Origin of the sequence: Curtobacterium sp. MCBA15_009, from assembly GCF_001864895.1 — a bacterium.
In the GTDB taxonomy this organism is placed as follows: Bacteria; Actinomycetota; Actinomycetes; order Actinomycetales; family Microbacteriaceae; genus Curtobacterium.
On sequence record NZ_MJGO01000037.1, the window covers coordinates 444,672 to 463,113 of the forward strand.

Annotated in this window: 20 protein-coding genes; 12 read left to right on the forward strand and 8 right to left on the reverse strand. The window is 73.0% G+C overall.

The genetic code is table 11. The features are described from left to right. Positions 1 to 34: 34 nt before the first annotated feature. Complete coding sequence (locus tag BIU97_RS10495) at positions 35 to 772, reverse strand: SDR family oxidoreductase (protein WP_071258419.1); 738 nt, start codon at positions 770 to 772, stop codon at positions 35 to 37. 63 nt (positions 773 to 835) lie between these two features. Here BIU97_RS10495 and BIU97_RS10500 point away from each other — a divergent pair, with 63 nt between their 5' ends. After that, positions 836 to 1,387, forward strand: coding sequence for a TetR/AcrR family transcriptional regulator (locus tag BIU97_RS10500; protein WP_071297591.1), 552 nt, complete (start codon positions 836 to 838; stop codon positions 1,385 to 1,387). Positions 1,388 to 1,418: 31 nt separating this feature from the next. Here BIU97_RS10500 and BIU97_RS10505 read toward each other — a convergent pair whose 3' ends face one another. The 3 genes from BIU97_RS10505 to BIU97_RS10515 all read right to left on the reverse strand — a co-directional run bounded on the left by BIU97_RS10505 (position 1,419) and on the right by BIU97_RS10515 (position 5,437). Next, positions 1,419 to 2,633, reverse strand: coding sequence for a lipopolysaccharide biosynthesis protein (locus BIU97_RS10505; protein ID WP_071297592.1), 1,215 nt, complete (start codon positions 2,631 to 2,633; stop codon positions 1,419 to 1,421). After that, positions 2,630 to 3,964: an MATE family efflux transporter gene (locus BIU97_RS10510; RefSeq protein WP_071297593.1), complete on the reverse strand. Its 1,335-nt coding sequence runs from the start codon at positions 3,962 to 3,964 to the stop codon at positions 2,630 to 2,632. The genes BIU97_RS10505 and BIU97_RS10510 overlap by 4 nt, the downstream gene beginning before the upstream one ends. Before the next feature lie 135 nt (positions 3,965 to 4,099). Next, positions 4,100 to 5,437 (reverse strand): uracil-xanthine permease family protein, encoded by a 1,338-nt coding sequence (locus BIU97_RS10515; protein WP_071297594.1) that lies wholly within the window; start codon positions 5,435 to 5,437, stop codon positions 4,100 to 4,102. A gap of 80 nt (positions 5,438 to 5,517) precedes the next feature. On the opposite strand from BIU97_RS10515, the gene BIU97_RS10520 reads away from it, so the two are divergent. Continuing rightward, positions 5,518 to 7,482: a M13 family metallopeptidase gene (locus tag BIU97_RS10520; RefSeq protein WP_071297595.1), complete on the forward strand. Its 1,965-nt coding sequence runs from the start codon at positions 5,518 to 5,520 to the stop codon at positions 7,480 to 7,482. Beyond that, positions 7,482 to 8,420, forward strand: a complete 939-nt coding sequence (locus BIU97_RS10525) for a serine hydrolase (RefSeq protein WP_071258388.1) — start codon at positions 7,482 to 7,484, stop codon at positions 8,418 to 8,420. The genes BIU97_RS10520 and BIU97_RS10525 overlap by 1 nt, the downstream gene beginning before the upstream one ends. Before the next feature lie 7 nt (positions 8,421 to 8,427). On the opposite strand, the gene BIU97_RS10530 is transcribed toward BIU97_RS10525, so the two are convergent. Then, entirely contained in the window at positions 8,428 to 8,847 is a 420-nt protein-coding gene (locus BIU97_RS10530; protein ID WP_071297596.1) for a GNAT family N-acetyltransferase, read from the reverse strand. A gap of 115 nt (positions 8,848 to 8,962) precedes the next feature. Continuing rightward, the gene (locus tag BIU97_RS10535; RefSeq protein WP_083420885.1) at positions 8,963 to 9,667 is read right to left on the reverse strand and encodes a DUF4232 domain-containing protein; all 705 of its coding nucleotides are present in this window, start codon (positions 9,665 to 9,667) and stop codon (positions 8,963 to 8,965) included. A gap of 99 nt (positions 9,668 to 9,766) precedes the next feature. On the opposite strand from BIU97_RS10535, the gene BIU97_RS10540 reads away from it, so the two are divergent. Then, positions 9,767 to 10,042, forward strand: a complete 276-nt coding sequence (locus tag BIU97_RS10540; protein ID WP_071258383.1) for a hypothetical protein — start codon at positions 9,767 to 9,769, stop codon at positions 10,040 to 10,042. A 3-nt stretch (positions 10,043 to 10,045) separates the two neighbouring features. On the opposite strand, the gene BIU97_RS10545 is transcribed toward BIU97_RS10540, so the two are convergent. Then, entirely contained in the window at positions 10,046 to 10,444 is a 399-nt protein-coding gene (locus BIU97_RS10545) for an NUDIX hydrolase (protein WP_139195994.1), read from the reverse strand. Positions 10,445 to 10,473: 29 nt separating this feature from the next. Continuing rightward, positions 10,474 to 11,796 carry a glutamyl-tRNA reductase gene (locus tag BIU97_RS10550; protein WP_071258380.1) on the reverse strand — a complete coding sequence of 441 codons (1,323 nt, stop codon included), beginning with the start codon at positions 11,794 to 11,796 and terminating at the stop codon, positions 10,474 to 10,476. 38 nt (positions 11,797 to 11,834) lie between these two features. Between BIU97_RS10550 and hemE the strand changes: the two genes are divergently transcribed. The 8 genes from hemE to hemC all read left to right on the forward strand — a co-directional run bounded on the left by hemE (position 11,835) and on the right by hemC (position 18,435). Further along, positions 11,835 to 12,959, forward strand: a complete 1,125-nt coding sequence (hemE, locus tag BIU97_RS10555; protein ID WP_071297598.1) for a uroporphyrinogen decarboxylase — start codon at positions 11,835 to 11,837, stop codon at positions 12,957 to 12,959. Continuing rightward, complete coding sequence (locus tag BIU97_RS10560; protein WP_071297599.1) at positions 12,956 to 14,293, forward strand: protoporphyrinogen/coproporphyrinogen oxidase; 1,338 nt, start codon at positions 12,956 to 12,958, stop codon at positions 14,291 to 14,293. Before hemE ends, BIU97_RS10560 begins: the two co-directional genes overlap by 4 nt. A gap of 99 nt (positions 14,294 to 14,392) precedes the next feature. Then, positions 14,393 to 14,647, forward strand: a complete 255-nt coding sequence (locus BIU97_RS10565) for a hypothetical protein (protein ID WP_071258371.1) — start codon at positions 14,393 to 14,395, stop codon at positions 14,645 to 14,647. Beyond that, positions 14,644 to 15,102: a phage holin family protein gene (locus tag BIU97_RS10570; RefSeq protein WP_071258368.1), complete on the forward strand. Its 459-nt coding sequence runs from the start codon at positions 14,644 to 14,646 to the stop codon at positions 15,100 to 15,102. The genes BIU97_RS10565 and BIU97_RS10570 overlap by 4 nt, the downstream gene beginning before the upstream one ends. Before the next feature lie 32 nt (positions 15,103 to 15,134). After that, positions 15,135 to 15,365 (forward strand): DUF3618 domain-containing protein, encoded by a 231-nt coding sequence (locus BIU97_RS10575; protein ID WP_071258340.1) that lies wholly within the window; start codon positions 15,135 to 15,137, stop codon positions 15,363 to 15,365. A gap of 69 nt (positions 15,366 to 15,434) precedes the next feature. Further along, entirely contained in the window at positions 15,435 to 16,178 is a 744-nt protein-coding gene (gene hemQ, locus BIU97_RS10580) for a hydrogen peroxide-dependent heme synthase (protein WP_071297600.1), read from the forward strand. Further along, positions 16,175 to 17,410, forward strand: coding sequence for a ferrochelatase (locus BIU97_RS10585; RefSeq protein ID WP_071297601.1), 1,236 nt, complete (start codon positions 16,175 to 16,177; stop codon positions 17,408 to 17,410). Before hemQ ends, BIU97_RS10585 begins: the two co-directional genes overlap by 4 nt. Next, the gene (gene hemC, locus BIU97_RS10590) at positions 17,407 to 18,435 is read left to right on the forward strand and encodes a hydroxymethylbilane synthase (RefSeq protein ID WP_071258332.1); all 1,029 of its coding nucleotides are present in this window, start codon (positions 17,407 to 17,409) and stop codon (positions 18,433 to 18,435) included. Before BIU97_RS10585 ends, hemC begins: the two co-directional genes overlap by 4 nt. Positions 18,436 to 18,442 lie beyond the last annotated feature (7 nt).

Consider the following 18,442-nt stretch of genomic DNA (forward strand, 5'->3'; position numbering starts at 1 on the left):
GGGTCGGCGGTGTCGGAGCCGGTGCGGGGACGCGTCAGTCCTGTGCGGTCGGCCGGACGACGACCTCGCCGACGTCCACGCCGGCCGGCTGCGCGATCGCGTACGCCACCGCGGCCGCGACGGCGTCGGCGGGCATCGCGATCGCGTCACGACGAGCCTCGAGCGCCGCGCGCTGCTCGGGGTCGTCGGTCTTGGTGACTCCCTCGGTCGCGGTGAACCCCGGCGAGACGACGGTCACGCGCAGCCCCGGGCCCGCTTCCTGCCGCAGTGCCTCGCTGAGCACCCGCACCGCCGTCTTCGTCGCCGCGTAGACGCCCTGTGCGGGGACGATGCGGTGCGCCGAGGTCGACGCCGTGTGCACGAAGTGCCCCGAGCCCTGCTCCCGGAACACCGGGAGGGCGGCAGCGATCCCGTTGAGCACACCGACCAGGTTCACGTCGACCATCTGCTGCCACCCGTCGACGTCGAGGGCGTCGAACGGCGAGACCGCCATGCTGCCCGCGTTCTGGTGCAGCACGTCGAGGCGACCGAAGCGCGACCGCGCCGACGCGACCAACGCGTGCAGCGCCTCCCGGCTGCGCACGTCGGTCTCGACCGCGATCGCTTCGCCGCCCGCGCCCGTGATCTGTGCGACGACGGACGACAGCCGCTCCACGCGACGCGCGGCCAGGACGACCTTCGCGCCGCGCACCGCGAGGTGCAGTGCCGTCGCCTCGCCGATCCCGCTCGACGCGCCGGTGATCGCGATGACCTTCCCTGCGATGCCGTCCATCGACCTGCCTCCTGTAGTCTGAAACGGACACCCGTCCGATTCTTCGAGGAGGTTATCGGACACATGTCCGTTTCACAATCACCCCGTCGCGCCGACGCCGAGCGCAACCGCGCCCGCCTCGTCGACGTCGCGCGCGACGCGCTGCGCTCCGACGCCGCCACGACGATGCAGTCGCTGGCCCGACTCGCGGGGGTCGGCCAAGGGACGCTCTACCGGCACTTCCCCACCCGGGAGGCGCTGCTCGCCGAGGTCTACCGCGCCGACTTCCAGGGACTGGTCGCCTCGGCGCGGGCGCTGGCCGCCCGACCGTCGCAGAGCGGCGCGCTCCGCTCGTGGCTCGACGAGCTCGCCGCCTTCGGGTACCAGAAGCACGCGCTGGCGGACGTGCTCGACGCTGCGACCCGGCAGCAGCTCCACGACGAGCAGTACGACGAGATCGCCGACGCGATCGGCGCCCTGCTGCAGGCCGGGGCGCGTGCCGACGTCCTGCGCCCGGACGTCGAGCCGGCGGACCTCCTGGCGCTCGTCGCGTTCCTCTGGCGGCTCGGGGCATCGGCCGCCGATCGGGTGCCGCACCTGCTCGACCTCGTCGTCGACGGGCTGCGTTCCGGGTAGGCGGCCCGACCTCGCCGCGACAGCACGCGCCTCAGCCCCGCCGCACCCCGAGCCCCACCACCGCGACCAGGTTGACCGCACTCCCCACGAGGAACCCCGTCGTCCCCCCGGCCACTCCCGCGACCGGTCCGAGCACCGCCATGAGCCCGGCGCCCACGACGAACCCGGCGACGGACGCCAGGGCGACCTGGCGGGACCGTCCGGCGGCGAGCAGCAGCGCGGCCGGTACGAGCCCGATGGTGAACACCCACACCGCGACCATCAGGTACCGCAGGTCGGCGACGGCGGCGGTGCCCTCGGCGGGGTAGACGATCGGCAGGAACCACCCGGCGAGCAGCGCCACCAAGCCGAACACGACGGCTGAAGCGGCGGCGAACCCGCCGACGAGCAGCACCGCCCCGCGGGACCGCAGCGACCCGCCGTCCGTCCGGTGCGCGAAGGCCGGCACGAGCACCTGCCCCAGCGCCTGCCCGAGCATCGAGGCCGGCGTCGCCAGGGTGAACGCCGCCGCGTAGACGCCGGCGTCGTGGGCCGACGACGTCACCTGTGCCGAGATCATCGTCAGCTGCAGCAACCCGTTCGACGTCACCACCGCAAGCACGTTCCACGCCGCGAACCCGAGCACTCCGGCGGTCGGCTCCGCCGGACCCGACAGGCCGTTGCCCCGCGGCCAGCACGCGATCGCGAACACCGTGTACCCGATCGCCAGGGGGAGCAGCACGAACGGCTCGAGCCGCGCGACGCACGCCACCACGAGCAAGGCGAGTGCCAGCACGCTCGTCACGGAGTCCCAGAGCGCGATCCGGGGTGCCCGGCCGTAGCCGAGCTGTGCGCCGCGCGCGTGGCAGTAGAGCCCGTAGCCGACGACGACCGCGACCCCGCCGAGCACCGTCCCGGGGCCGTTGCCCCAGGCGAGCGCGACCGGCACGGTGACCGCGGCGAGCACCACGCTCGACACCAGCATCGACATCCCGAGCAGCCGGTTCACCGCGGCGTCCGAGCGTCGTCCCCGCAGCGCGATCGCCAGGAACCGCGAGGCGGTGTTGCCCGACGCGTTCGGCCAGAGCAGCGCGACGAACACCGAGAGCGACAGCAGGGCGGTGGTCTGCCCGAGGGTCTCGGTGCCGAACACCCGCCCGACGACGACGGTCACGAGCAGCTTCGCGACACCCTGCACCCCGATGCCGACCGTGGCGAGTGCGGCCGACGACGCCACGGACGACGACGCAGCAGCGGACCCGCTCACCGTGCCGACGCCTGTTCGACCCACCCGCGCCGGTGCGCTCGCACCCCGAGCGTCACCGCCCGGACCCCGATGTACCCGAGGGCGAAGGCCGCCCACAACCCCGCGAGCGTCCCGCCGGCCCACCACAGCAGCGGCAGGTACACGACCAGGTTCACGCCTCCGGCGACGGCCAGGTACCGCGCGTCGCCGGCACCGATCAGCACGCCGTCGAGCACGAAGACGTAGCCGGCGACGGGCATCCCGACGGCGATGAGCACCAGGACGACGGGCAGCGCGGCGCGCACCGCCTGCGAGTCCGAGAACACCGGTCCGAGCAGTCCGCTCACGGCCAGGGTCAGCAGGCCGAGGAGCACCCCGCCGGCGATCCCGAGCAGCACGAGCCGCCGCGTCACGAGCCGCACCCGCTCCGGGTCGCGTGCACCGAGTCCGTGCCCGACGAGCGCCTGCCCGGCGATCGCCAGGGCGTCGAGCGCGAACGCGAGAGTGGAGAACACGGTCAGCCCGACCTGTGTGGTCGCCAGCCCGGTGGTCCCGAGCCCGGCCGCGGCCCCGACGGTCGCGAGCATCGCGATCCGCAGCGACGCGGTCCGCAGGAACAGCCAGGCGCCCGACCGCAGCGCCCGCGCGACGCCCGAGGCACCCGGCCGGAGCGGTGCCCCCGACGACCGCGCGGCCCGCACCGCGATGCGGACGTAGACGACGGCCATCGCCCACTGCACGATGACCGTGCCGGCGGCGGAGCCCTCGACGCCCCAGCCGGCCCCGTAGATGAGCAGGGCGTTCAGCAGGCCGTTCGCGACGAACCCGACGGTGGCGACGACGAGCGGGGTCCGGGTGTCCTGCAGCCCGCGCAGCAGTCCGGTCGAGGCGGTCACGACCAGGATGCCGGGCAGGCCGACGAGCGACACGGTCAGGTAGGCGGTCGCCGCAGCGGACACCTCGGCCGAGGCACCGAACAGGTCGACGAGCGGCCCGGCGAGCGGCCACCCGACCAGCGCCAGCACCACGCCGAGCACGAGCGCGAGCCACATCCCGTCGATGCCCGCGTGCACGGCGCCGCGACGGTCGCCACCGCCGAGCGCCCGCGCCACCGCCGGCGTCGTCGAGTACGCCAGGAACACGAGCAGCCCGGTCACCGTCGACAGCACGGCACTCGCGAGCCCGACGGCCGCCAGTGGCGTCGCCCCGAGGTGGCCGACGAGCGCGGTGTCGGTCAGCAGGAACAGCGGCTCGACGACGAGCGCGCCGAGCGCGGGCACCGCGAGCCGCACGATGTCGCGGTCGACCGCGCGTCGCTCGGTGGTCGCAGCGGGTCGCGTCGGTCGGGGCACCGGCCCATTCTGGCCGTCCCGCGCCGTGGACGGGTGCCGTGCCGGACGGGAGGCCCGTGGCGGCGTCGCCACGGGCCTCCCGTCCGGCGGTCCCACGTCGTCAGGCACGTGGCCCGGACTGGCTGTGCACGTGCGTCAGTCGCGGCGCGGTTCGGCGGGCACGCCGCCCGTGGCGGCGTGCGCCTGGTCCGACGCCACGGGGGTGGACTCGTCGGTGCCGCGTGCGCGACCGATCAGGTCCATGACGTGGAAGACGACGATCGCTGCGACGGTGCCGACGATGATCCCGCCGAAGGACGCCTGGCCGAAGTCGAACGTGAAGTCCGCGATGCCCATGATGAGCGCGATGCCCGCGGTCAGCTGGTTCTTCGGCTTGGCGAAGTCGACGCGGTTCTCGACCCAGATCCGGATGCCGATGATGCCGATGAGCCCGTAGAGGGCGGTGGTGGCGCCGCCCAGCACGCCGTGCGGCACCGAGGAGATGACCTCGCCGACCTTCGGGGACAGGCCGAGCAGCACGGCGACGATCGCCGCCACCCAGTACGCCGCGGTGGAGAAGACGCGGGTGGCCGCCATCACGCCGATGTTCTCGCCGTACGTGGTGGTCGCCGAACCGCCGCCGAGGCCCGCGATCACGGTCGAGACGCCGTCGGCGACGAGCGCGCGACCGGTGAGCGGCGTGAGGTCACGGCCGGTGAGCTGTCCGACCCCCTTCACGTGGCCGACGTTCTCGGCGACCAGGGCGAGGACGACCGGGATGAACGCCAGGTACACGGCGAGCTGGTTCGGGTCGAACGCCGGAGCGTGGAAGTCGGGCAGGCCGAACCACTTCGCATCGGCGACCCTCGACAGGTCGACCTGGCCGGCGGCGAGTGCCACGAGGTAGCCGACGACGACGCCGATCACGATGGACAACCGCCCGATCAGGCCCTTGAACAGCACCGTGACCAGGACGATGACCGCGAGCGTCACGAGCGCGGTCACCGGCGCCTCGGCGAAGTTCGTCCGGGCGGACGGCGCCAGGTTGAAGCCGATGAGGGCGACGATCGCGCCGGACACCACCGGGGGCATCAGCCGGTCGATCCACCCGGCACCGGCCAGGTGCACGACGAGGCCGACGACCGCGAGGAGCGCGCCGACGACGATGATGCCGGACAGCGCCAGCGGGATGCCGCCGATCTTCGTCGCGGCACCGATCGGGGCGAGGAACGCGAACGACGAGCCGAGGTAGCTCGGCAGCCGGTTGCCGGTGATGAGCAGGAACAGGATCGTGCCGATGCCGCTGAAGAGCAGCGTGGTCGCCGGCGGGAAGCCGGTGATGAGCGGCACGAGGAACGTGGCGCCGAACATCGCGACGACGTGCTGCACGCCGAGGCCGATCGTGCGCCCCCAGGTGAGCCGTTCGTCCGGTGCGACGATGGTCGTCGAGGAGACGGTCTTGCCGTCCCCGTGCAGCTTCCACGGAAGTCCCATGCGATGACCGTACCGGCAGCCGTCCACATCGACGACCCGTTCCTGCCTGCTCCCGTGGGGGCATGGCTATCGTGGAGCGCATGACCGACGTCGCACGTGCCTCCGGCATCCACACTGACGAACTCGACCCCGCTGTGCGCCCCCAGGACGACCTGTACCGCCACGTGAACGGCTCGTGGGTCGACGCGACGCCGATCCCCGACGACAAGGCGCGCTACGGCTCGTTCACCGTCCTCGCCGAGGCGGCCGAACTCGCGGTCCGCGCCATCATCGAGCGCTCGCAGCAGGCGGCGCCCGGCACCGAGGAGCGCAAGGTCGGCGACCTGTTCACCTCGTTCACCGACGAGGCGCGGCTCGAGGAACTCGCGACGGCGCCGATCGAGCCGCTGCTCGCCGAGATCACCGCCATCACGTCCGTGCCCGAGGTCGTCGCCGCCGTCGGGCGCTTCGAGCGGCTCGGTCTGCCGAGCTTCCTGCAGCTCTTCGTCGACAACGACCCGGGCGACCCCGAGTCCTACGTCGTCTTCCTCGAGCAGTCCGGCCTCGGGCTGCCCGACGAGTCGTACTACCGCGAGGAACGCTTCGCCGACATCCGCACGAAGTACCGCGAGTTCGTCGCCGCGATGTTCCCGCTCGCCGGGTTCGAGGACGGCGCCGACCGCACCGAGCACGTCATCGCCCTCGAGACCGCGCTCGCCGCGGTGCACTGGGACAACGTGACCACCCGCGACAGCCAGAAGACCTACAACAAGCTGCCCTGGTCCGAGGTCGCGGCGCTCGCCGAGGGCATCGACCTGCAGACCTGGTGGCAGGCCATCGACGCACCGGCCGGGGCCTTCGAGACCGTCGTCGTGCGTGAACCCTCGTTCGTCACCGGCCTGGCCGCACTGCTGCGCGAGCAGCCGCTCGAGGCGTGGAAGGACTGGCTCCGCTGGCAGGTCATCCGCGGCTCGGCCGCGTACCTGACGAGCGCCTTCTCGGCCACGAACTTCTCGTTCTACGGCACCGCGCTCACCGGGGCACCGAAGCAGCGCGAGCGCTGGAAGCGCGGCGTCTCCCTGGTCGAGGGCGCGATGGGCGAGGCCGTCGGCCGGATCTACGTGCAGGAGCACTTCGACGAGACCTCGAAGGCGACGATGGACGACCTCGTCGCCCACCTGGTCGAGGCGTACCGGCAGAGCATCACGGCGCTCGACTGGATGACCGACGAGACCCGGGCCCGCGCGCTCGACAAGCTCGACAAGTTCACGCCGAAGATCGGCTACCCGGTGCAGTGGCGCGACTACTCGGCACTCCCCGTGACCGCCGACGACCTGGTCGCGAACGTCCGCGCCGTGGCCTCGTTCCAGGTCGACCGCGAGCTCGGCAAGATCGGCAAGCCGATCGACCGCGACGAGTGGTTCATGACCCCGCAGACGATCAACGCGTACTACAACCCGGGCTTCAACGAGATCGTGTTCCCGGCGGCGATCCTGCAGTTCCCGTTCTTCGACGCGAACCGCGACGCCGCCGCCAACTACGGAGCGATCGGGGCCGTCATCGGCCACGAGATCGGCCACGGCTTCGACGACCAGGGGTCGCAGTACGACGGCGACGGTCGCCTGCAGAACTGGTGGACCGAGGCGGACCGCGCCGCGTTCGAGGAGCGCACGAAGGCCCTCATCGCGCAGTACGACGCCCTCGTGCCGACCGAGGTGCCGGACGGGCACGTCAACGGCGCCCTGACGATCGGCGAGAACATCGGCGACCTCGGCGGCCTGTCGATCGCGTGGAAGGCGTACCTGCTGTCGCTCGACGGGCAGGAGCCGCCCGTCGTCGACGGGATGACCGGCGCCGAGCGCTTCTTCCTCAGCTGGGCGCAGGCCTGGCGGATGGCCATCCGTCCGGAGGAGGCAGCCCGCCTGCTCTCGATCGACCCGCACTCGCCGAACGAGTTCCGCTGCAACCAGGTGGTCCGCAACATCGACGTCTGGTACGACACGTTCGGTGTGACGGAGCGGGACGCGATGTACCTCGACCCCGCCGAGCGCGTCGCCATCTGGTGATGGCGGAGCCGGACGCGGCTCGGTCGTCCCGCCGTCGGCGACCGGACGGCCGGGCGGCGGGCGGCGGACGCGACCGCGGCAAGCACCGCGGCGGGGGCGCCGACCGCTTCGTGGCGACGACCGAGGCGCTCGGCGCGCTCGCGGTCGACGGTGCCGCCGTGAGCGCCTCCGTCATCGACACGTCGTCGGGCAAGTCGCTGCTCTCGGTGGACGACACCCTCGTCCAGCCGGTCGCGAGCCTCGGCCGCGTGCTCCTGCTCGTCGAGGTCGCCGCCCGGCTCGAGGACGGCCGACTGCACGGCGACCGGCTGCAGCGCATGGCGCGGGACACCGCGACCGGTGCCGGCCTGTGGCAGTTCCTGCAGGAGCCGACGATGCAGGTGCCCGACCTGGCGACCCTCGTCGGTGCCACCGGCGACGCCTGGGCGACGAACGCCCTGCTCTCCACCGTCGGCATTGACGCCGTGCGCGAGCGCGCCGACTCCCTGGGCTTCGAGCGGACGGCGCTCATCGACCGGGTGCGCGACCGCCGCGGACCGGACGACGCCCCGGACACCTCGGTCGCGCCGACCGGGGAGCTGGCGTGGGTGATGCGTGGCCTGGCCCTCGGCGAGGTCGTGGACGAGGCCGTCTCGAACCGGGTGCTCGGCTGGCTGTCGCTGGCGAGTGACCTCAGCCTGGTCGCCGGCTCGTTCGGACTCGACCCGCTGTCGCACCGAGCGCTCGACCACGGGCTGCAGGCGGTCGCGGTGACGGGGTCGAGCACGGGCGTGCGCGCCGAGGCCGGGATCCTGCGGGGGCCGGGGTCGTCGGTGAGTTACGCCGTCACGGTGACCTTCGACGACGCGTCGCTGCAGCGACGCCTCGCGGTCGTCGAGGCGCTGCGCACCATGGGCACCGAGGTGCTCGAGGCCGTGCACGCACCCGCGCGTCGCTGAGCTGCGTTCAGCGCAGCAGCACGAACGACCGCAGCGGTGCCGGCTCGACGTCGTGCACCTCGACGAAGCCGCGCGACTCGTAGAAGGCCCGCTGGCCGTCCTCGGCGTCGGTGAGCAGGACCGTCTGGCGCACGCCCGCGTACCGGCGCAGGGCTTCGTCGAGCAGTGCCCCGCCGATGCCGCTCCGGTGGGCGTCCGGCACGACGAGCACGTCCTGCACGTACACGACGGTGATGCCGTCCGAGATCGTCCGCAGCAGGCCGAGCAGCCGCCCGTCGTCGCCGCGGGCGGTCAGGACGGTGTGCGAGCCGGCGACCGCGGCGCCCAGTGCCGCCGGGTCCGCCGTGTAGGTCGTCCAGCCGACGGCGTCGTACAGCGCCGTGAGCTCGTCGGTCCCCGGGTGCTCATGCTCGATCGTGAACGTCACGGTGCCATCGTGCCCGAGTCCGGGCCACCGTCGCTCCCGCACCGTGCGATCGCGCGGTGTCGCGTCACTCCTGCCGTGCGCAGCGCTGCCGGGTCGACGCGCGCTGGCGGGCCGCCTACGACGTCGCCTGGCCGTCGGGGACGAGCGCCTGCACGGCCAGCAGGCGTGCGTCGGCGGACGAGCACGCGGTGTAGTCCGACGTCTTCACGAACAGGGACTGCTTCGAGCCGGGCGGGTAGACACGGAAGCCGTCCGGGGTCCTCGGGGAGCAGTCCGCCTTCCGGTAGTCCTCGGCGCGGGTGATCTTGAGCGGGGCGACCGCGGTCTTCCCCGGGGCGAGGGTCACGGTGGGATGCGGCGAGCTCTTCTCCTGCGCGGCGGCGGCACCGATCTGGGTGCCGTTCCCGCCCCCGACGAACGAGACCCCCGGCCAGCCCTGCAGCGTGCAGGCCGTCGAGCCGGTATTCCGGAGGGCCAGGTGCACGATGACACTGCCGGCCGCGCCGCCGCTGCCCGGTTCGATCGACGCCGCGAGCGACGACGCAGCACACCGACCGGCGGCGGCGGTCCCGGCGGGAGCCGACGCCGACGACGATCCCGGAGCGGACGACGAGGTGGTCCCCGTCGAGGGCACCCCGGACGCAGCGTCCGAGGACGAGGACGAGGACGAGGACGAGGACGACGAGGACGACGACGGGGCGGGCACGGTCACGGTGTCCGTGGCGGTGGGGGTCCCGCCGGAGGCGCAGCCCGCCAACGCCCCGATCGCGACGAGACCGGTGACGGCGAGCAGGGACTTCGATCGGCTGCTGCGGTGCATGGACCACAGGCAACCACCACCGGGCGCTCGCGGTTCGGTCGGCGTCCAGGGACCGCGTGTTCACTCCCCGGCAGGACAACCGAGCACTGGAGGTCGGACATGACCGGCAAGCACGAGCAGGCACGCGGCGACGACGGCCGGGCGGACGGGGTCGAACCCACCGCTGGTGCCTTCACCGACAGCGAGATCCCGGGCGAGCACCACGCGGCGTCCACCGAGCCGGCGGGGGAGTTCGTCTCGAGCGACATCCCCGGCGAGGTGCGACCGGACTCGAGCGGCCCGGACGGCGAGTACGTCGAGTCGGACATCCCCGGCGAGGCCGAGCCGACCCAGGACGGCGAGACCGGCCACTACGTCGACAAGGACCACGCCTGACGGCTAGTCGATGCGCTCCGTCGCCACCAGGCGGCGGAGCGTCTCCACGCCCGCCGGCGGACAGCGGTCGGCGTCCGCCGAGGTGACCCACTCGACCTCGTCGACCTCTGCGGAGGCGACGGGCGTGGCGGAGTCGAGCGGGCCTCCTGGTCGGACCGTGAACAGGGTCATCGCGACCATCGTGCCGGGCGCCTGCCCGTGCGCGGGTTCGAGCACCACCCCGAACTCCTCGAGGTCGTCGGGGGTGCACCGCAGACCGGTCTCCTCGAAGGCCTCACGGACGGCGGCCTCGACGTCGGTCTCGTGTGCCTCCGCCTTGCCGCCGGGCAGGTAGAGCACGTCGCGTCCGCGTGCGCGCACCATGAGCACGCGCCGGTCGCGCACCAGGACCAGCGCACTCACGCGCAGGGTCACCGGATCGGGCTGGAGGCTCAGCTCGCGTCCGCCTGGTCGCTGCGGTCCGTCGTGGGCCGGTCGGGCGCGGTGCGCTCCGCGAGCGGCACGACGGGCGTCGGCAGCTGGGCCTGGGGCTCGGGTCGCACGCCGAAGAGCGAGTCGATCGCCGCGACGAACTCGTCGCCCCGCCCGGCACGGCCGAGCTCGCGAGCACGGACCGACGGACGGTGCAGCAGCACGCCGACCAGGTGCCGGAGCGCCCGCTCGGTGTGCTCGGCCGACTCGCCGTCCGCGCCGCCGCGGCGCTTCGCCCGGTCGATCTCGTCGTCGAGGATGTCGAAGACGTGGGTGCGGAAGGCGACGAGGGCCGGGGTGGTCGACTGCTCGAGCGCCTGCGTGCGGAACCGGGACACCGCGTCGTCGACCATCGCGCGGGCCTCGGACTCGGCGTTCAGCTCGGCGATCGGGGCGTGGATGCTGATCGTCTCGAGGTCGAGCAGCTCGACGCCGTCGACGTCGGCGGCGGCCGGGTCGACGTTGCGCGGCAGGCCGAGGTCGATGACGATCCGGCGGACACCGTCGTCGAGGTCGTCCGGCGCGACGACCGGGACCTCGCTCGAGGTGCAGGTGATGACGACGTCGCTCGCGGCGATCGCCCGGCGCAGGTCACGGGCGGCGACGAGGTCGTGCTTGGCGGCGAACCACGGTGCGCGGCCCGACGGCGAGAACACCTGGATGGTCTCGGCCCCGCGGTCACGCAGGGCGGCGATCGTGGTGGCGGCGTAGCTGCCGGTGCCGACGAGCAGCACGCGGGTGTGCGCCCAGTCGGTGATGCGCGACGACGCGAGCTCGAGGCCGAGGCGGACGAGCGACCGTCCGGCAGCACCGATGCGCGTGCGGGTCTTGACGCCGCGCGAGGTGTGCGCGGCCTCCTGGAAGAGCCGCTCGAGCGCCGAGGTCGTCGTGCCGTTGGTGCGGGCGTCCTCGAGGGAGCGGCGGACCTGGCCGGAGATCTCGGTCTCGCCGACGACGACGGACTCGAGTCCGCTGGAGACCGCGAAGAGGTGCTGGACGACGTCCTTGCCACCGAGCACGTTCACCGATTCGAGGACCTCGGAGGCGTCGAGGTCGCTGGCCGCCGAGACGGCGTCGACGGTCGCGGCGACGGCGGAGTCACGGTCGTCACCGGCGATGTCGAGGTAGGCCTCGAAGCGGTTGCAGGTGGCGAGGACGACGGCCCCGTCGAGGACGTCGGAGTCCGTCACGAGTCGGCCGGCCGCAGCCGGTGCACCGATGCTCAGTCGCTCCAGGAGATCGAAGCTGGCGTTGCGATGCGACGCCGTGAGACAGATGAGCACGGAGACAATGGTAACGCCGTCGATGGGAGAATCATCCGGTGACCGAAGCACCGACCGACGCCCTTCCCGCCTCGCACCCCCTCGCCGACGGGCGCACGAGCGGCTCGCGGCTCGTCCGTGCGCTGCGCGGCGACCGCCCCGAGGGCCTCCCGGTGTGGTTCATGCGCCAGGCGGGCCGTTCGCTGCCGGAGTACCGCGAGCTGCGGGTCGGCACGGCCATGCTCGACGCGTGCCTCGACCCGGAGATGGCGTCGGAGATCACCCTGCAGCCGGTCCGTCGGCACGGGGTCGACGCCGGCATCTTCTTCAGCGACATCGTCGTCCCGATCAAGCTCGCCGGCGTCGACGTCGAGATCGTGCCCGGTCGCGGCCCGGTGCTCGCGTCGCCGATCCGCACCGCTGCGGACGTGGACGCCCTCGAGACGCTCGACCCCGCGGCGCTCGCCCCGATCGAGCAGGCCGTCGCCCGCACGGTGGAGCAGCTCGGCGACACCCCGCTGATCGGCTTCGCGGGGGCGCCGTTCACCCTCGCCGCGTACCTGGTCGAGGGCGGTCCCTCGAAGGACCACATCCGTGCCCGCACCCTCATGCACGCCGACCCGGAGACCTGGTCGCGCCTGCTCGCCTGGGCCGCCGAGGTGTCCGGCGCCTTCCTGCGCGCGCAGGTGCTCGCCGGGGCCTCGGCCGCGCAGCTCTTCGACTCGTGGGTCGGTTCGCTCTCCCGCGCCGACTACGTGCGCTCGGTGGCACCGCACTCGGCCCGGGCGTTGGCGCACGTCGCCGACCTCGGGGTCCCGCGCACGCACTTCGGCGTCGGCAGCGGCGAGGTCCTCGCGGACATGACGACGCTCGGCACGGACTCCGTCGCGGTCGACGCGGTCGGGGTCGACTGGCGACTGCCCCTCGACGAGGCCGTCCGCCGCGTCGGCACCGGCGTCACGGTGCAGGGCAACATCGACCCGGCGATGCTCGCGGCACCGTGGCAGGTGCTCGAGGACCACGTGCGCGACGTCGTCCGCCGCGGCGGTGCGGCCCGTGCGCACGTCGTGAACCTCGGGCACGGCGTGCCGCCGGAGACCGACCCGACCGTGCTGACCCGCGTCGTCGAGCTCGTCCACTCGCTCGGCGACGGCACCGACGGGGCGACCGGAGCCACCGCATGACCGACGTCGTCGTGGTCGGCGGTGGCGTCGCCGGGCTCGTCACGGCGCGCGACCTGGCGAAGGGCGGGGCGCACGTCGTCCTGGTCGAGGCGTCCGGTGTCCTGGGCGGGATGATCCGACGGCACACCGTCGGCGGGCTCGACCTCGACATGGCGGCCGACTCGTTCGCCACCAGGACCGACGCCGTCGGCGGCCTGGCGATCGAACTCGGCCTCGGCGGCGACGTCGTCACCCCGGACCCGCGCGGCGCCTGGCTGATGACCCGCGACGGTCGCACGGCACCGATCCCCGCGACCGGGCTGCTCGGCATCCCGAGCACCCCGATGGCGGCCGACGTGCTGGCCGTCGTCGGGCAGGCGGGCGGTCTGCGTGCCCAGATGGACTCGCTGCTGCCCGCCCCGGTGGGGGCGAAGGCGTCGTCGCTCGGCGAGCTCGTGCGCCGGCGCATGGGCGAGCGCGTGCTCGACGACCTGGTCGTGCCGATCGCCGGCGGCGTGCACTCCACCCACCCGGACCAGCTCGACCCCGACCGGGTGGCGCCCGGCCTGCGCGCCGCGCTGCTCCGCGAGGGCTCCCTGGCGCGTGCCGTGGTCGCGCTGCGTGCCCGCGCCGCCGCCGGCACGCCGGTGCAGGGCATCCGCGGCGGCATCGTCCGGCTGGTCGACGAACTCGTGGCCGACATGGAGACGTACCGCGTGGACGTCCGGCTGCACACCCGTGCGACGCGCATCGAGGCGCACGCGGTCGAGGTCGTCTCCGCGGACGGCGTCGTCGAGCGACTGGCCGCCCAGCAAACCCTGGCGTCCGTGCCGGACCCGGAGCGCACCGACCCGGCCGACCGCACGGGGATCGAGCTCGTCACGCTCGTCGTCGACCAGCCCGAGCTCGACGCGGCGCCGCGGGGGACCGGCATGCTCGTCCACCCCGACGCCGCGCAGGTCGGGACGAAGGCGCTCACGCACGCGACCGTCAAGTGGCCGTGGTTGGCCGAGGCGGCGGGTGGCCGCCACGTGCTGCGCCTCAGCTACGCGACGCCGGTCGCGACCGGTCCCGGGGGCGCGACCGACGCGGCGGACGTCGCCACGAGCCTCCCGGTCGACCCGTCCGGACCCGTCGGCAGCCGCGCGCTCGAGGACGCGTCGACGCTGCTCGGTGTGCCGCTGGCGGCCGACCGCGTCGTCGGCGCCGCCCGCGTCCGGTGGCACGGTCCCGACCTGACCGCCGCGGGTCTCGCGGAGGGCGTCGTCGGCATCGGCGAGGCCTCGTCCGGCCGGGGCCTGGCCGGCATCGTCGGCGCCGCACGGGCCGCAGCTGGGCGCATCCTGGAATCCTGAGCGGACCACCCGGCGACCGAGGGCTACTGTTGGCGAGAGCGCGGGACGTATTCCGTTCGGCGCATGACCACGCACACTGACCCAACGGAGGAATCGCACATGCGAGGAAAGCTCCTGTTCGTCGCCGGCGCAGCACTCGGGTACGTCCTGGGATCGCGAGCCGGACGGGCGCGGTACGAGCAGATCAAGACCGTGAGCGGCAAGATCTGGAACAGCAACGGCGTCCAGAAGGGCGTGCACGTCGCTGAGGACTTCGTCGCCGACAAGACCCCGGACGTCGCCGAGTTCATCGGTGAGACCACGAAGAAGGCCGTCCGCAAGGTCGGTCAGAAGAAGGACTCCACCACCTCATGACCGACACCCGCGATCGCCGGTCGCGTTCGCTGTTCGGCCTGGTTGGGGACGTCCCCAAGCTCGTCAAGGGCCTGGTCAAGGGCGAGATCGACCTGCTCAAGGCCGAGATGCTCGCGAAGGCGAAGATCTTCGGGCTCGCCGCCGGACTGTTGGTCGGCGCGCTCGTCATCGTGCTCTACGCGATCGGCGTGCTGCTGACCGCCGCCGTGATGGGCCTGGCGACCGTGATGCCGGCCTGGCTGGCCGCGATCGTCATCGCCGTCGTCATGCTGATCGTCGCCGCGGTCCTCGGCCTGCTTGGCTGGAAGCGCCTGAAGAAGGGCCTGCCGATCACGCCGAAGCGCACGATCGACAGCGTCAAGAACGACATCAACGCGGTGAAGGGGCTGGGCAAGAAGCCGACCCCGCCGACGCAGTACGGCAGCCGCAAGCCGGACGTCGGCGGCCGGTTCTGAGCCCCGACAGCCGCCCCACCGACGGAGGAACCGTGACCGACTCGCACGACGACCTGGCCGACCGCGTCGCCGCGACCCGCGCGCAGTTGTTCGACACCCTCGACGCGATCGAGGACAAGCTCAACGTGCCGAAGCAGATCGGCATCGCGGCCGCGAAGGTCAAGCGGGGGATCGACGAGCAGCCCGTCCCGTACCTGGCCGGCCTCGCAGCCGGAGTGGCGGTGGTCGGGGGTATCGTCGTGATGGTGCTCCGACGGCGGTAGACCGCTCCGAGCGCGGTCCACCCGGTCGGGGCGGCCATCACCCCTGGCAACCGATAGGACAACGGATCCATGAGTTCCACCGCGCCCGCATCCGCGCACGAGCACGACTCCTCTCCTGCGGTCGACCCCGCCACCGGGATCGACCCGAACCTGCTGACCGCGTACGCCCTCTGGGCCGTCTTCCGTCGGCCGCTCGGCCCGGTCCACCGCGTCGGTGACGACGCCGTGGCCGAGCTCGACGCCGTGATCGCGTCCGCCGCCGACCGCGGCGTGACCATCCGCGGCTTCTACGACGTCTCCGGCTTCCGTGCCGACGCCGACGTCATGGTGTGGCTGCACGGCGACGACGCCCAGGCGATCCAGGCCGTGCTGCGCGAGCTCCGACGCACCGGGCTGTTCCAGGACGCCGAGCCGGTGTGGCACGCGATGGCCATGCACCGCGAGGCCGAGTTCAACAAGCGGCACACCCCCGCCTTCCTGCGCGGCAAGGACCCCGAGGCGTGGATCACGGTGTACCCGTTCGTCCGTTCCTACGAGTGGTACCTGCTCCCAGAGGACGAGCGCTCGAAGATGCTCCGCGACCACGGCGTCGCCGGCGCGAAGTACCGCCGCGTCCTCACGAACACCATCGCGACCTTCGCCCTGAGCGACTACGAGTGGATCCTGCCGCTCGAGAGCCCCGACCTGGTGGACCTCGTCGACCTCATGCGCGACCTGCGGTACACCGAGGCGCGCATGCACGTGCGCGAAGAGGTCCCCTTCTTCACGGGTCGTCGCGTGACGACCGCCGAACTCCCGGAGGTGCTGTCATGACCGACACCAGCATGATCACGAACGGCCAGCCCGTCCTCGCCGCCACCCCTGCGGCCGCGTCGGGTCCGGAGCACGTCGAGGTCCCGACCGCGTACGACGCGATCCTGCTCGCCGGCTTCGGTGGCCCCGAGGGCCAGGACGACGTCATCCCGTTCCTCCGCAACGTGACCCGCGGCCGTGGCATCCCCGACGAACGCCTCGAAGAGGTCGCGCACCACTACCGCCACTTCGGCGGCGTCAGCCCGATCAACGCGCAGAACCGCGCGCTCAAGGCGGCCCTCGAAGCCGAGCTCGCGTCGCGCGGCATCGACATGCCCGTGCTCTGGGGCAACCGCAACTGGGAGCCGTACCTCGAGGGCGCCTTCACCGAGGCCGCTGACAAGGGCTACACGAAGCTCATCGCGATCGCCACGAGCGCCTACTCGTCGTTCTCGAGCTGCCGCCAGTACCGCGAGGACTACGCCCGCGTCCTGACCGAGACCGGCCTGGTCGACACGATCCAGGTCGACAAGGTCCGCCAGTTCTTCGACCACCCGGGCTTCGTCCGCCCGTTCGTCGACGGCGTCCGCGACGGCATGGCCCGTGCGATCGCCGAGAACGAGGGCCTCGACGTCGCCACCGAGCTGCACGTGCTGTTCTCGACGCACTCGATCCCCTCGACCGACGCCGCCAAGTCCGGCCCCGACTACCGTCACTTCGACGACCACGGCGCGTACGAGGCCCAGCACCTCGCCGTCGGCCAGGTCGTCCTCGACCAGGCCTGGGCCGAGCTGCTCGAGCAGCCCGAGCACGCGCACCTGCAGGGCACGTCGAAGCCCGCCTGGAAGCTCGTGTACCAGTCGCGCTCCGGCCCCCCGACGCAGCCGTGGCTCGAGCCCGACATCAACGACTACATGAACGAGGACCTCAAGGGCGGCCCGACCCGTGCCGTGCTGATCGTCCCGCTCGGCTTCGTCAGCGACCACATGGAGGTCATGTGGGACCTCGACGAGGAAGCCACCGAGACCGCGGGTGAGCTCGGCTTCTGGTCGCTCCGCACGCAGACGCCCGGCGTCGACCCGGCCTACGTGTCCGGGCTCGTCGACCTCGTGCTCGAGCGCGTCAACGGCACGCCGACCGCCGAGCGTCCGCACCTGACCGACATCGGCCCCTGGTACGACGTGTGCCGTCCGGGCTGCTGCGAGAACGTCCGCGCCGGGTTCAAGCCCGCCGCCGCCGGCGTCGCCCCGTGACCGACGGCACGGCGGACGGTCCGGCGCCGATCCGGCTCGGCACGCGTGCCAGCCGGCTCGCCGTCGCCCAGTCGCAGGACGTCGCCGACCGCCTGGCGAAGGCGGCCGGCCGCCCGGTCGAGCTCGTCACCGTCACGAGCGAGGGCGACACGAACCGTGCGTCCCTGGCGTCGCTCGGCGGTACCGGCGTCTTCGCCAGCGCGCTGCGCGAAGCGCTGGTCGCCGGCGAGGTCGACGTGCTCGTGCACTCCCTGAAGGACCTGCCGACCGCGCCGTACCCGGGCCTGACCATCGGTGCCGTGCCGAAGCGCGCGGACGCCCGTGACGTCCTCGTCGCCCGGAACGGAGCCACCGTCGACACCCTGCCCGAGGGCGCGAAGGTCGGCACCGGTTCACCACGTCGCGTCGCCCAGCTCCGCGCGCAGCGTCCCGACCTCGACGTCGTGGACATCCGCGGCAACATCGACACGCGGCTCGGCCGGGTGCAGGACGACCTCGACGCCGTGGTGCTCGCCGCCGCCGGCCTCGGGCGCATCGATCGCCTGTCCGAGGCGACGGAGCTGCTCGACCTCGGCTTCTGGCCGAGCGCGCCCGGACAGGGTGCCCTGGCCGTCGAGATCCGGTCGGACGAGACCGACCGCGGGCTGCTCGCCGCGCTCCGCAAGATCGAGCACGCACCGACCCGCCTGACCGTGACGGCCGAGCGCGAGGTCCTCGCCAAGCTCGAGGCCGGCTGCTCCGCACCGATCGGCGCGACCGCGGTCGTGGACGCCGAGATGCTCCTCGTCTCGGCGACGGTCTACCGTCCCGACGGCAGCGAGTACCGCACCGCGTCGCACGCGGCGGTGCTCGACGGTTCCGCGCAGGACCGCCTCGACGAGGCGCTCGAGGTCGGCGGTCGTGTCGCCGCCGAGCTGCTCGAGAACGGCGCGGCCGACCTCGCCGACCTGGCGACCACGGTCGCCGAGGACACCACGGACGGGCCATACACCGCGGGCCCCGGCCTGGCGACCCCGGCGGAGTAGGCGGTCA